This is a genomic window from Acidovorax sp. FG60 (assembly GCF_057808995.1).
Genome location: NZ_JBMDJC010000002.1, coordinates 52,120 through 66,002, shown reverse-complemented (window position 1 = coordinate 66,002; position 13,883 = coordinate 52,120). Strand labels below are relative to the sequence as shown.

Genomic DNA, 13,883 nt, shown 5'->3' with positions numbered 1-13,883 from the left:
TTGTGGATGTCAGAAGTAATAGGTGGTCAATGCCTCATCATGGAACGATACCAAACCGAGTATGGTTGGGCGAGCCACCACTTTAATGGCACCCGGCCATAATGCCGGCGAACCACATCTATCGCCTCCTGATAATGCGCTTTGCGCCGGGTGCTCGTCTTCGTTTCGGGGTGCTCCCGGTTGGTTGCCAGAAAGGTATCCACAAATTCCAGAGGTCCCAGAGCCTTGTAAAGGCGCCACCAAAGATCGTAGTCCATGGTCATGTGCAATGTTTCGTCCACGCCTCCAACGGCTTCCCAGGCATTGCGGCGAATCAGCGTTCCGGGCTGAGAAACGATGCAGAGTTGCGCCATCCACCACTCGCTGAAAGGGCGGACAAAGACGGGATTGGTTCTTTTTGTGCTTTCCACATAGTTCCATACCCGTCCGTAGGCCATGGGGGCTGCTGGATTGTGCTGCAGTGCTGCCACCAGGCTTTTCAGCGCACCTGGCAACAACCAATCGTCGCTATTGAGCCAGCAGACAAAAGGCGCACGTCCATTTGCTATCGCCTCGTTGATGGCCGACGATTGGCCCATGTCTTTGGAACTGCGCCAGCCTGCAAGCCGTTCTTCCCAGCGGCGGATGACCTCTATCGTGCCGTCGGTGGAACCACCGTCCGCGACATAGACTTCGACGGGGATGTCCTGTGCAAATATGGACTCGAGTGCAGCATTCAGATAGCGCCCCTGGTTATAGGAAGGCACTGCCACTGTCACCAACGGCATGTCCAGCGGATCATCCATTGGCACGCTGCTGCAGTGTTGACATGTAATTCCCGTAGACCACGGCCAGCCCCTGCCTGAGTTCAGTCTGGGCGCGCCAGCCCAGTCCCTCCAGGCGACTCACATTCAGGAGTTTTCGTGGAGGACCATCCGGCTTGGAGGCGTCAAACTCGATATGGCCGGGATATCCCACCACGTCGCTGATCAAGTGTGCAAGCTCCCGAATGGACAGGTCTTCGCCAGTCCCCAGATTGATATGTGATAACCGAGGCTGCGTGCAGGCGTTGTAAACTGATTTTTCGAGATTCATGACATGGACGCAGGCTGCCGCCATGTCATCGACATATAGAAATTCGCGGCGCGGTGCACCGGTTCCCCAGATCACGACATTGGGCGCATGGGCGAGCTTTGCCTCGTGGAAACGCCGTATCAGTGCCGGAATGACATGGCTGTTTTCTGGGTGATAGTTGTCGCCCGGGCCATACAGGTTGGTGGGCATCACGCTGCGATAGTCGGTGCCATATTGCCGGTTGTAAGACTCGCACAGCTTGATGCCCGCAATTTTGGCAACGGCATAGGGCTCGTTGGTGGGCTCCAAGGTGCCGGTCAGCAGTGCGTCTTCACCCATGGGCTGTGGCGCGAGTCTGGGGTAGATGCAGCTGGAACCCAGGAACATCAGGCGCTGAACACCGGATCGCCAGGCTTCATGCACGACATTCGCCTCGATCATCAGATTTTGGTAAATGAACTCTGCGGGATACGTATTGTTGGCGTGTATACCCCCCACCATGGCTGCGGCTAGGTAGACGTGGGTTGGAGCTTCATCCTTGAAAAACGAACGCACATCCGCCTGGCAGGTCAGATCGAGTTCGGCATGGGTGCGTGCAATGATCTGGACACCACCTTGTTGCTCAAGCACACGCACGATGGCCGAACCGACCATGCCGCTGTGGCCGGCCACATAAACCCTCGGTGCACGGACTGCTGAGCCGTTATTGATCGCGGTCATGGGCGCGGCCCCCACACCTCGTCGCCAAGCCGGTACCACCGGGCGGCCTTCCCATTTTCTGCTCTTCTCATTTCCAATTCCTTTGTCTCGAATCCAGCCAGTTTGCTTTTGGCGGCGTATTGGTCGATGTAGTGGCTGCAGCCAGCTTGAAGAGCACGCTCCACCCAGCTCAATGTGCACGCTTGAGTGGTTGCCGCATCCGGAATGCCAAATCGCGAAGCATGTGCCTTGAGAGATAGGGAAGCACGGCATTCCGTATCTCTTTATAGTCAGGGACTCTGCCGAGGATTTTCTCGCGTATCCGGCTCATTTCCTGCTGGCCAATGTCATTGATATTGGCAGAAGTCTTTTGGTGTTCATGAACCCGGAATGCACCCAGGAAGCGGGGGATGTGGGAAAAGTTTGCACCGGCGTCCCGGAAACGGATCAGCAAATCCCAGTCCATGGCAAACCTGAATGATTCGTCGACTTGGGCACCGGTCTTGTCCCAGATGCGTCGCCGCCAGAAGAGTGTTTCCTGCGGAATATAGTCTGCCCAAGACAATACGGTGTTGTCATGCCCTGGCATGATCCAGCGACCAATCTCCATTCCATTTCGATCGATGAGCAAGCGGTCTCCATAGACCACGTCAACATCGGGATGGCGGGCAAAGTAGTCTGCGACGGTGCTCAAGGCGCCCGGCAAGAGCAGGTCGTCTGAATTGAGCCACGCCATGATTTCACCCGTCGTTCGTGCGAAACCCCGGTTGATCGCTTGCGATTGCCCCGTATCCTTTTCGGATACCCATCCGGTTAATTTTTCTTCGAATTTTTTCAGAACGGAGATAGTTTCGTCCTGGGAGCCGCCATCCTGAATGAAATATTCCAGATTGGGATATTCTTGGTCCAGAACACTTGTTATTGTATTTTCAATGAAATTACCCTGCTTAAATGAAGGTGTGATCAGCGAAATTTTGGGGAAAATTGTAGATAATTGCGTCTTTGGTATCACTCCAGGCGGCACCATGGGCCTTGGCGCATACTGATTGAGATTGCCTAGCCGCGGCTTGAAGGGGGCTGCAACATGTCGAAGAATAGGACGCAATGGGCGAAATGCTGAAAAATAGATATGCAAAATTATTCTGAAAGTACCAAGCGGTTGGTATGGCTTCTTGATGATTGCAAAGAACTTTGCAAGCCATTTTTCTGGATTTTTTTTATATTCCTGCAATTCAATCTCCACTGAAACTGTACGGCGAAATGCTATGGCAATATCTGTATATTAGCGGAAAGTTGTTAGGTGTCACTTGTGCACAGAGGTTATTGCCATAAATTCTCCACTTGCCGGGAGTCCGAACATCCCGAGAAATGGTGCTGATTCTGTCTCATAGTCCCAGTCAACCCTGAATGGCCCAAACCAGCCAGTACTATCGATTTCTCTGCCCTTGTTGATGCCGGTTGGTTGGTGAATACCAATTTTCAAGGAATAAAGTCCCGCTTCCATGGCCAGCGTCACCTTGAATACAAAAACTGCGCTGCTCCCTTTTTCTGTTTCGCAGTCTTCCACGCCCAAGCGCCGGGCATTGGTGACAAAAATAACCTGGTCAAAGCGGTTTTTTATTGCCAATGCCACTGTCGTGCCGACATCATCCAGATGGCTTTGGTAATGTACCTTTATATATACATCAGAACCCATTCTGGCATGCCCGATTTCGTTCTCATTGTGATCCTGGATGCTAACTGCCATCAACCTGTTGCGAAGGTTTTGAGGTTTGGTCCAGAACGCATTGTTGAAAATCATGGGATTTTGAGCATCCGCAGTGTCTGCAACAAGGTGTGAGGTGGGTGTTTTCGTGGTGTGTGCAGGCAGTATCGGCGCATCCTCATTGAAATAGTGCCGTATCGCGGATCCGCTGTCGCCCATGAATTGAGCCATGCCATGACGCAAATAGAGGGCTGTTTTGCAAAGATCACGTACCGTCCCCATGTCGTGTGAGACGAAAAGCAGGGTCAAACCGTCTTCCCGCATTTTTCGAAGGCGTCCAAAACATTTCTGCTGGAAAAAATAATCTCCTACGCTCAGTGCTTCATCAACAATCAATATATCTGGTGTCAATGCTACCTGTACGGCAAAAGCCAGGCGAACAAGCATGCCACTCGAATAGGTTTTGACCTGCCGGTCCAGCACATCGCCAATATCAGCAAATGCGGCGATGTCGTCGAATTGGCGCTCTACATCTGATCGCGTCAATCCCATCAACAAGCCATTCAGCAGGACGTTTTCCCGGCCTGTGTATTCCGGGTTGAACCCGCTGCCTAATTCCAGCAATGCGGCAACTCGCCCATTCACCTGTACCTTGCCGGTCGTCGGAGTCAGGGTCTGGGTCACTATTTCCAGCAAGGTACTTTTGCCACTGCCGTTGCGGCCGATGACCCCCAGCGATTCACCCCGCCTGACCTCGAGGTTGATGTCTTTCAGTGCCCATATTTCCTGCATTCCTTCAGTGTGCCTAGGAGACAATGCATGCAGGAGGCGTGAGCGCTGATTGTCGAATACCCGATAGCACTTGCTGACATCCTGTACGGAAATGACAATGTCCGACATCGCTCAAACCATGTCCGCAAACGTTGTGCGCAGCCGTCTGAACAGTATCAACGAGGCCCACGAAAAAGCACTGGCAAGGCCGGTATAGACCGCAAGCCCCAAGAAGGAGGGCAGTCCCCCCGTCAGAAGCACGAGGCGAAACTGCTCGACAATAAAGGTCAGAGGATTGAGCATCAGCAAATTCTTCAACAACTCAGGGGCGGAATCCATGCTGTAGAAAATCGGGGTTAGGAAGAGAAGGCAGTGGCTGAGCATGCCTGTCAGCTGGCCGATGTCCTTCACCGCAACGCCCACAGCGGAGAGAAGCCATGCCAACCCCAGCAGCATGGGTGAAAAGCACAGCAGGATAAAGGGAAAAAGAAGCACCGTGGGTGAAGGCTTCCCCATGAAAACTATATATCCCGCCAGTAAAATCGCTGTACCCAGTAATGCCTGAAGGTAGGCTACTCCTACTGTAACGACGGGCAATAGCTCTAGTGGGAAAACCACCTTCTTCACGAAGTTGGGGTTCCTTGCTATCAGAAGAGGTGATTTATTCAGGACTTCTGAAAATGCATTGAAAATAATCAACCCGGCGAATAACATGAATGCATAGTCAGCCGCGCTGCCTGCATTGTTCCAGCGAGATTTGAGAATTACTCCAAATGCGATAATGTAAATGGTCAGTAAAAAGAGGGGTTGCACCAGCGACCAAAATATTCCGCCAAAGGAGCCGCGATATTGGCTGGAAAATTCACGCTTGACGAGTTCAAGGACCAAACTGCGGTGCCGCCACAATGTGGTGGGAAGGCTAGATTGCATGGATTGCACATTCCATTTGAAATCGCGGCTGTATTGATTTGGTTGGTATAGTCATTAATCCCAGCCTAATATTGCGCGATGTGCATTGTCGAGAAGATCTGTGCTAGGCGGGCGGGTGGGGACGCTCTTATTGAATCATTGAAGGTTGCCCTGCAGCGGGGGGGCTGTTCGATGCGCCGTCTGAACGTGAAATTTGCTCCAATGTGCTCGATTTTGCGGGTTTTGTCTTCCCTCAAAGTGCCACGGAGGGCTGGGCCTGAAGATTTCCCGGTCCTTGTCGACCTGGGCGGATGAAGAGGGCTCTTGCTCAGAGCCCCCAACCTAGCGCGGAGCTTGTGACCGCCGCTGGCGGGCTCGCTCCAGGGCTGCTGCAATGGTGGCCTGGCGGGCAACCTGCGCCGTGGCGGTATCTGCGAGGGAGGCAGGGACAGGGCCGTTGTCAACGGAGGACGGAGGGGTTTCATCATCCGCGTCCGGTACTGCTTCCAAGGGCAGGCGTTCACGGTGTGCCTGGTAGCGCAGGCGCGCCTGTTGCGCCAAAGGACCCGACCATGCGGCCCAGCCGGTGGCATTCCCGCTGGCGTTTTCGAGCTGGATGCAATCCACAGGGCACACCGGAATGCACAGCTCGCACCCGGTGCAATAGGGCTCGACAACGGTGTGCATTTTCTTGTGGGAGCCCACGATGGCATCGGTGGGGCAGGCCTTGATGCACAGCATGCAGCCGATACACCAGGCTTCGTCGATGTACGCCACGGTGCGTGGGGCTTCCACACCATGCTCCGCACTCAGCGGCAGCGGTGCTTGCCCCGTGATGGCTGCGAGGCGGGCGATGCCCTCAGAGCCCCCAGGGGGGCACTGGTTGATGGGCACGCCCTCTTCGGCAATGGCCCGGGCGTATGTGGCGCAGTCTGGATAGCCGCAGCGTGTGCACTGTGTCTGGGGCAAGGCCGCGTCAATCCGCGCCGCAAGCGTGAGGACGGCGGCAGTTGATGCAGAAGCTGGCCGGGGGGGGCTCAAGCCTTGCGCGCCGCATTGCGGCGGGTGCGGGCAGATGCCGCGGCGGTCACCGTAGTCTTCGCTAGCGTGGCAACGCCCACATCAGCGGGTGCGGCAGCGCCGGTGGGCTTGCTGGTGGCGGCTGCGGGTGCTGGTGCCACCCAGCGGGTGGCCACCGCCGCAGGCGCCTTGGCCGTGGGCTTGGTTGGCGTTTTGGCGGCTGCTTTGATGGGCGCTTTTACAGCCGCTGTGGCGACGGTTTTGACGAGTGGCTTGGCGGCTGCCTTGGGGGCGGGCGCTGCGGATTTTGTTGTTGCTGCTGCGCGGTAGGGGGGGTTGTCGTCCGGCGTTTCCGTGACGGGAGCTGCGATTTTCGCCTGGGGCTTTTCGTGTTCCAGGATGAAAGCGCGTACCTGGGGGTAGACCACTTCGCGCCAGCGCCGGCCGCTGAAAATGCCATAGTGGCCCGCGCCCTTGGCCTCCAGATGGCGCTGTTCCTTGCGCACGATGCCGCTGCACAGATCGTGCGCGGCTTCGGTCTGGCCCGAGCCGGAGATGTCGTCAAGCTCACCTTCCACCGTGAACAGGGCGGTGGTGGTGATGTCCTGCGGGCGCACGCGCTCGATCTTGCCGTCGGGGGAGCGCACATCCCAGGTGCCGTGCACCAGTTTGTAGTCCTGGAAAACGGTCTGGATGGTTTCCAGGTAGTAGTCGGCGTCCATGTCGAGCACGGCGTTGTACTCGTCGTAGAACTTGCGGTGGGCCTCGGCGCTGGCGTCGTCGCCCTTGATCAGGTCCTTGAAGTAGTCATAGTGGCTGCTGGCGTGGCGGTCCGGGTTCATGGCCACAAAGCCGGTGTACTGCAGAAAACCTGGGTACACGCGCCGCCCTGCGCCGGGGAAGTTCTCGGGCACGCGGTAGATCACGTTGTTCTCGAACCACTCAAAGCTACGGTTTGTCGCCAGGTTGTTCACCGAAGTCGGGGATTTGCGGGCGTCGATGGGGCCACCCATCATGGTCATCGTCAGCGGCGTGGTTTCGCCACGGCTGGCCATCAGGGACACGGCGGCCAGCACGGGCACGGTGGGCTGGCACACGCTGATCACATGGCAGTTGCCGTAGATGCCCTGCAGGTGGCGGATGAACTCCTGCACGTAATTCACGTAGTCGTCGAGGTGGAACTCGCCCTCGGCCAGGGGGACCAGCCGGGCATTCTTCCAGTCGGTGATGTAGACCTTGTGGTCCTTGAGCATGGTGCGCACGGTGTCGCGCAGCAAAGTGGCGTAGTGCCCCGACAAGGGCGCCACGATCAGCACCACAGGCTGGGCCTTGAGCTTGGTCAAGGTGGCGGTGTCGTCCGAGAAACGCTTGAAGCGGCGCAGTTCGCAGAACGGCTTGTCCATCTCGATGCGTTCGTGCACTGCCACACCGACGCCGTCCACATCCACCGTATGGATCTCGAAAGCGGGCTTTTCGTAGTCCTTGCCCAGGCGATACAGCAGTTCGTAGCCCGCAGACATGCGCTGCGCCAGCGGGCTTTCGCTGAAGGGGGACATGGGGTTGCTGAACAGCTTGGCAGCAGCCTGCGCGAAATCGGTAAAGGGCTCCATCAGGGAGCGCTGGGTTTCGTAGATGTGATACAGCATGGGCGAAACTCCGTTATGTTGCAGTGCAATATAACAGCACTTCGTAACAAGCGCATGGAGGAAAACCACCAATGCCAAGTCACCTATGCGACAGATTAGGGCGTCTCACTTAGAGCTTGTCCAATAAGCCGATGCCAGTCAAATTGCTATTGAATAGATAGCTGTAAATTTAATCTGGACGAGCGGTAGGGCCCAATTTTTCTCAAATTATTGCGGCTTTGGCTCAGCCTGCTCCTGCAGCCACGCCTCGAACGACTCCCGGGCCGAGTTGCGCAGGGCGGGGCGGAACGCGGTCTTGTTACTCAGGTACAGGCAATGCCGGATCACGGTATACGGATTGAAGCTGGCCTGAGGGTTTTGTTCTTCGAAGTGCTGCTTGTAGCGCTTGACCACGCCCACGGTCTCGCGCATCAGCGCATTGAAGCGGGCCCGCGTCATGCCCCGGGACCACGCCTGAATGTCGTCCACAAAACCGTCTACCTTGGAAGGCTCGAACTCAAAATCCTTGAAGAAGTGCGTTGCAATCTTGAGGAAGGTGAACGCGTTGAGCTCGCTGCTGGGGGCTTGGGCCTTGCTAGGGGCCTGCGTGTTGTCGGCGCTGGCAGGGTCGGGCAGCGGCTCGGCGGTTTCGTCGGGGGCTTGCAGCAGTTCGGCGGCCGTGGCGTCGCGGATCTGGCGGAACTCGCGGTCGGCCAGCTCGAACAGGGCTGACAGCACATTGATGCGGCGCTTGAGTTCGCCTGGGATCGATTTCTTGTACTTGATCCTGTGGTCCAGCACGCTCCAGGAGTCCTGGATGATGGTGCGCACCTGCAGCTCGAACGGCAGGTGGGCATAGGCTGCATGCTCAGGCTGCGTGCGTTCGGCATGGCTGAGCTTGAGGTCCAGATGCAGGCCTTTGTAGCCAAATGAGGCCTCGGTGCTTTCCACCGCCGTCACCTTGTCGGTGACATCGATCACGGCAAAGTGCCCGCGCACGATGGCCGCAATTTTCTCCAGCTCGTCCTCGTACAGGCACACCACACGCACGCCGACCAGGTCGGTGATGTAGTGCTGGATCTCATAGGGCGTGTTGTTTTCCTCCAGCGCCGGGCGGTATTTGCGCACGAACTTGCGGATGCATTCATCCACATCCTTGACGCGGCCCTCCACCTTGGCGATCTCTACCCCACCCGACTGCGTGACCACGGCGGCCACCATGGCGGTGAAGGCGGCGCAGGCGGTTTCCAGCGCAGCGGATTGCTCTGCGTAGAACGCGCGGAAATGGGATTCCTCCAGGTCGAAATCAAGCGATGGCATGCTGGTTCTTTGGTGTGCGAGGGTGGTGGGTGGGGGCGTGCTCAGGCCCCTAGTGCGGTGTTGAGGAGGGTGCGCAGGAAGCATATCCAACAATGCCCGCCCGGCGTTGCCCTGTGTGCAAAGTGTTTGCGCAAATACAGCTTTCTTGTGCCGGACAGATGCCCATAATGGTGCAGATCGCCACGGCGGTGGCTTTTGCCGACCGTGGCGGGTATACCACCCAGAACGCAATGACCCAACATTCTCCGGCAGGGATCGTCGATGCAGCCGCTGGGTCCACACCCTTGGCGCCTTCCTCTGGAGGAGGGAAGGGGACCACCAGCCACCGGTGGGTTCCCGTCGTGCTGCCACCTCTGGTGGGGCTGCTGACCCTGGGGCTGACGTTCTTGTACTGGCAGAGCGCCGAGAGCGGTGCCCGCGCCAAGCAGGAGCAGAACTTTCAGGTTGCGGCCGACCAGATCGCCTACAACCTCAAGGACCGGATGGCCACCTACGAGGTGGTGCTTCGCGGAGTCAAGGGGTATTTTGAAGGGTCCGAGCGCATCGATCGGGCCGAGTTTCAGGCCTATGTGGGGGCGCTCCAGCTGCGTGAAACGCGCCCTGGCCTGCAGGGGGTTTCGCTCGTCATGCAGCTACCCGCTTCGGCGCTGGCGGCACACCTGGATGACATGCGCCAGCGCGGTTTTGCCCAGTACACCGTGCGCCCCGAAGGTGCGCGCGAGGTGCTGGCGCCCATCACCCACATCGAGCCCTTGGAGGGCAACAACCTCAAGGCGCTGGGATTCGATGTGCTGACACTTCCCCCAGCAAAGGAAGCACTGGACCGGGCCCGTGACACCGGAGAGCTCGCCTTGTCCGGCCAGTTGACGCTGCTGCAAAACAGCGGCCCGGGGCTGGTCATGTACATGCCGCTGTATGGCGCGGGCGTCGATACACGCGCAGTGCATGGTCGGCGTGCAGGCCTTGCCGGCTGGGTGTCTGCGCCGTTCCTCCTGGAAGACGTGATCCACGGCATGTCGCGCGAGTTTGATGCCGACATCGGCTTTCAGATCACCGACGACACCAGCGCAGGTGCTCAAACCCTGCTATTTAGCAACGTTGTGCACCAGGCCGCTGTGCAAGGAGATGTCCCGTCGGGTCTGCAGGCACGGCGTGTGCTGGAACTGGGTGGCCGCCGCTGGGTGTTGCAAATGTCGCCCCTGCCTGCGTTTGCGGCGCGTTTTCAGGATGAGGGGCACCACCCTGTGGCCCTGATGGGCACGGTGCTGAGCCTGTTGCTCGCTTGGTTCACCTGGCTCTTGGCCACGGGGCGCGAGCGGGCCGTGGCACTGGCACGCGACATGACGGCGGAGCTGCGCGCCACGCGCGATGACCTGGAGAGCACGCTCAACGCCATCCCCGACCTGTTGTTCGAGGTGGGGCTGGATGGCTGCATCTACCACTACCGGTCGGCGCGGTCCGAAGCACTGGCCGTGCCGCCCGAGATGTTTCTGGGTCGCTTGCTGCGCGACGTGGTCCCGCCCGAGGCCGCCGCAGGCTGCCATGCAGCGCTGGAGGCCGCGGACCGAACTGGCTATTCGGCGGGCCATCAGTACCGCCTGGAACTCCAGGGTGCTACGCACTGGTTTGAGCTGTCCATCGCCCGCAAGGAAAGCGCTGCGCCGGGCGATGAACCCCGGTTCATCGCGCTCTCGCGCGACATCACCGAGCGCAAGCAGGCCGAGGCGCGCACGCACCAGCTGGCCTATTTCGACGCGCTCACCGGCCTGCCCAACCGGCGCATGCTCCTGGACCGTATGGAGCACGCCTTGCGCAGCGCCCAGCAAACGGCGCAGGTGGGCGCCGTGCTGTACATCGACCTCGACAACTTCAAGCAGATCAACGACGCGCGGGGGCACACGCTGGGCGACACGCTGCTCATGCAGGTGGCGCAGCGCCTCACGCAGCAGCTGCGCCCCGGCGACACTGTGGCCCGCCTGGGCGGGGACGAGTTTGTGGTGCTGGCGCACAACGTGGCGACCGACATGGAGGCCGCCGGGCGCCAGGCCCTGCTGGTGGCCGAAGAAATCCGCACTGCCCTGGAGGCGCCATACACCATCGACACGCACCTCTACAGCACCACGGGCAGCATCGGCATTACGCTGTTCCCCAAGCGTGGCGAAGGCGTGGAAGACTTGCTGCGCGAGGCCGACACCGCCATGTACCGCGCCAAGGACCTGGGCCGCAACCGCATCCGCTTTTATGAAGCGGCCATGCAGGCCGATGTGCAGGAGCGCCTGGCGCTGGAGCAGGACCTGAAGAAAGCCCACGCTCTGGGCCAGCTGGCTGCATTCGTGCAGAGCCAGGTGGACGCATCCGGCACCGTGGTGGGCGGCGAGTTGCTGATGCGCTGGGACCACCCCACGCGCGGCAATGTGCCGCCCGGCCGCTTCATCCCCATCGCCGAAGCCTCGGGCCTGATCCTGCGCATGGGCGACTGGATGATCCAGCAGGCCTGCGAAACCCTGGCGCGCCTGCAGGCTGCGGGGCGCGAGCTGTCGCTGTCGGTCAACGTGAGCGAGCGGCAGTTCCGCCAGGACGACTTTGTCGAGCGCGTGCGCCACATGCTGGCCCACACCGGCGCCCATCCAGCCAACCTGATCCTCGAAGTGACCGAGAGCCTGCTCATCGAAGACCTGGACGACACCATCGCCCGCATGACCGAAATCGTGGGCCTGGGCGTGCGCTTTTCCATCGACGACTTCGGCACCGGATATTCGAGCCTGGCCTACCTCAAGCGGCTGCCGCTGTATGAGCTCAAGATCGACAAAAGTTTTGTGGACGACACCCCTGACGACCCCAGCGACACCGCCATCGTGCAGTCCATCATCTCGGTCGCCAGCCACCTGAACCTGCGCGTGGTGGCCGAGGGGGTGGAAACCCGTGCACAAGCAGATTTTCTGGTGGCGAGCCAGTGTGACTGCCTGCAGGGCTACCTGTTCGGGCGGCCGGAGCCGCTGGCGGCGTGGCTGGGTAGGCTGACTTCAACGCAATGATGCGCTGCGCGCTTGGGGAAAGTGCTGCGCAGCCCGATCAGGAGCCGAAGGTGGCTCAATGGGCCACGAACGCCCAGCGTTCATGGTCCCGCCAGCGGCCATTGATCTTGAGGTAGCGGGGCGAAAAGCCTTCTTGCCGGAAGCCACAGGCCCGCACCAGCGCAATGGACGCTGCGTTGCCGGGCTGGATGTTCGCCTCCAGCCGGTGCAGCTTCAGTGGCCCAAAGGCGTGGCGCAGCAGCTGTTGCATGCCCGCACGCATCAGGCCCTGGCGCTCGTAACCGGCGAAGACGTAGTAGCCCAGGTAAGCGCTGCGAAAGTTGCCCATCACGATCTGTGAGAGATTGAAGACGCCCGCGATCTGTTCGCCTTCGCCCGCTTTGGGCGGCCGGCACACCAGAAAACCCTGGTTCGCAGGCGTGTCCAGCTGCGCTAGATAGGCTGCAAACGACTCGGGGGTCGATGGCGCCGAGGTCCAGGGTGTATGCAGGGCCTGGCTGCGCTCGGCCAAAGTGACAAAGCGCTCTGCATCCGCTGCCACGGGTGCGCGCAAGGCGACGGGCGCGGTGGCTTGGGTTTTTACGCGCACTTGCACACGCTTTGGTTCTGCCCGCAAGCCATCACCCCGCTGCGCGGCGTCAGGCAGCCAGGGCCTGGGCTGCTGGGGCTGCAGAAGATTCAGGCGCGTTGGCATACGCCTGCATCGCCAGCGCATGCACCTCGCGCGCAGGGCGGTCCTTGAGCAGATGGTTGCTCCACACCTGGCGCCAGATGCGGGCACCGGGCAGGCTGTGGCGCAGGCCCAGCATGTGGCGGGCGATGTGGGGCCAGGGGGTGCCGTACTGGGCAGCCTCGCGCTCCATGTACTCGACCATCTTGATTTCGACCTCTTCGCGCGTCAGGGGGCAGGGCATACCACCTTGTTCGCCGTAGTAGAGCTGGTCCCAGCGGGCCAGCCACCAGGGGTTGTGGTAGGCCTCGCGACCGATCATCACGCCGTCCAGGTGCGTGAGCTGCTCTTGCACCACCGCATCGGTGGTGATGCCGCCGTTGATGGCGATGGTGAACTGCGGAAACTCTGCCTTGAGCCGGTGCACCACCTCGTAGCGCAGGGGCGGGACATCGCGGTTTTCCTTGGGGGAGAGGCCTTGCAGCCAGGCGTTGCGCGCATGCACGATGAACACGGTACACCCGGCGTCGGCCACGGTGCCGATGAAGTCGCGCACAAAACCGTAGTCCTCCACCTTGTCGATGCCGATGCGGTGCTTGACGGTGACGGGCACGCTGACCACGTCCTTCATGGCCTTCACGCAGTCGGCCACCAGCTGAGGCGATTTCATCAGACTGGCGCCAAACGCGCCGCGCTGCACCCGGTCGCTGGGGCAGCCGCAGTTGAGATTGATTTCGCCGTAGCCCCATTGCGCGCCCAGGCGCGCAGCCTCGGCCAGCTTGTCGGGCTCGTTGCCGCCCAATTGCAGGGCCACAGGGTGCTCTTCGGCGTTGAAGCGCAGGTGCCGCTCGGTGCCGCCATGGATGATGGCGCCCGCGTTCACCATCTCGGTGTACAGCAGGGTCTGGCGGGTCAGCAGCCGGTGAAAGTAACGGCAGTGGCGGTCGGTCCAGTCCATCATCGGGGCGACGGACATGCGCCAGGGGCTCAGGGTGGTTTCCACGGGCAAACTAGAAAAGCGGGGAGGGTGGGGGTTGCGTGGGGTGCGCCTGTGGGGACGAAGGCGCCCGCAGGGC

11 protein-coding genes are annotated in these 13,883 nt (G+C 59.9%); 1 reads left to right on the top strand and 10 read right to left on the bottom strand.

Translation table 11 applies throughout. The features are described 5' to 3' along the window. Positions 1-26 precede the first annotated feature (26 nt). The 8 genes from ACODS0_RS03125 to ACODS0_RS03090 all read right to left on the bottom strand — a co-directional run bounded on the left by ACODS0_RS03125 (position 27) and on the right by ACODS0_RS03090 (position 9,102). Positions 27-785: a glycosyltransferase family 2 protein gene (locus tag ACODS0_RS03125; protein WP_488832747.1), complete on the bottom strand. Its 759-nt coding sequence runs from the start codon at positions 783-785 to the stop codon at positions 27-29. Next, complete coding sequence (fcl, locus tag ACODS0_RS03120) at positions 778-1,773, bottom strand: GDP-L-fucose synthase (protein ID WP_488832746.1); 996 nt, start codon at positions 1,771-1,773, stop codon at positions 778-780. The genes ACODS0_RS03125 and fcl overlap by 8 nt, the downstream gene beginning before the upstream one ends. Before the next feature lie 169 nt (positions 1,774-1,942). Then, positions 1,943-2,995 carry a glycosyltransferase family 2 protein gene (locus ACODS0_RS03115; protein WP_488832744.1) on the bottom strand — a complete coding sequence of 351 codons (1,053 nt, stop codon included), beginning with the start codon at positions 2,993-2,995 and terminating at the stop codon, positions 1,943-1,945. A gap of 60 nt (positions 2,996-3,055) precedes the next feature. Further along, positions 3,056-4,357: an ABC transporter ATP-binding protein gene (locus ACODS0_RS03110; RefSeq protein ID WP_488832742.1), complete on the bottom strand. Its 1,302-nt coding sequence runs from the start codon at positions 4,355-4,357 to the stop codon at positions 3,056-3,058. A gap of 3 nt (positions 4,358-4,360) precedes the next feature. Then, a complete protein-coding gene (locus ACODS0_RS03105; protein WP_431149310.1) occupies positions 4,361-5,158 on the bottom strand; it encodes an ABC transporter permease in 798 nt (265 codons plus the stop codon). Positions 5,159-5,479: 321 nt separating this feature from the next. Continuing rightward, a complete protein-coding gene (locus tag ACODS0_RS03100) occupies positions 5,480-6,106 on the bottom strand; it encodes an RnfABCDGE type electron transport complex subunit B (RefSeq protein ID WP_488832739.1) in 627 nt (208 codons plus the stop codon). A 68-nt stretch (positions 6,107-6,174) separates the two neighbouring features. Beyond that, positions 6,175-7,803: a polyhydroxyalkanoate depolymerase gene (locus ACODS0_RS03095; protein WP_488832737.1), complete on the bottom strand. Its 1,629-nt coding sequence runs from the start codon at positions 7,801-7,803 to the stop codon at positions 6,175-6,177. A gap of 207 nt (positions 7,804-8,010) precedes the next feature. Further along, positions 8,011-9,102 carry a GTP pyrophosphokinase gene (locus ACODS0_RS03090; protein WP_218301128.1) on the bottom strand — a complete coding sequence of 364 codons (1,092 nt, stop codon included), beginning with the start codon at positions 9,100-9,102 and terminating at the stop codon, positions 8,011-8,013. A 341-nt stretch (positions 9,103-9,443) separates the two neighbouring features. Between ACODS0_RS03090 and ACODS0_RS03085 the strand changes: the two genes are divergently transcribed. Next, positions 9,444-12,137: a bifunctional diguanylate cyclase/phosphodiesterase gene (locus ACODS0_RS03085; RefSeq protein ID WP_488832734.1), complete on the top strand. Its 2,694-nt coding sequence runs from the start codon at positions 9,444-9,446 to the stop codon at positions 12,135-12,137. Positions 12,138-12,192: 55 nt separating this feature from the next. Here ACODS0_RS03085 and ACODS0_RS03080 read toward each other — a convergent pair whose 3' ends face one another. Beyond that, positions 12,193-12,726 (bottom strand): GNAT family N-acetyltransferase, encoded by a 534-nt coding sequence (locus tag ACODS0_RS03080; RefSeq protein ID WP_233573427.1) that lies wholly within the window; start codon positions 12,724-12,726, stop codon positions 12,193-12,195. 49 nt (positions 12,727-12,775) lie between these two features. After that, on the bottom strand, positions 12,776-13,768 hold the full coding sequence (gene dusA, locus ACODS0_RS03075; RefSeq protein ID WP_488833246.1) for a tRNA dihydrouridine(20/20a) synthase DusA: 993 nt from the start codon (positions 13,766-13,768) through the stop codon (positions 12,776-12,778). Positions 13,769-13,883: the final 115 nt, after the last annotated feature.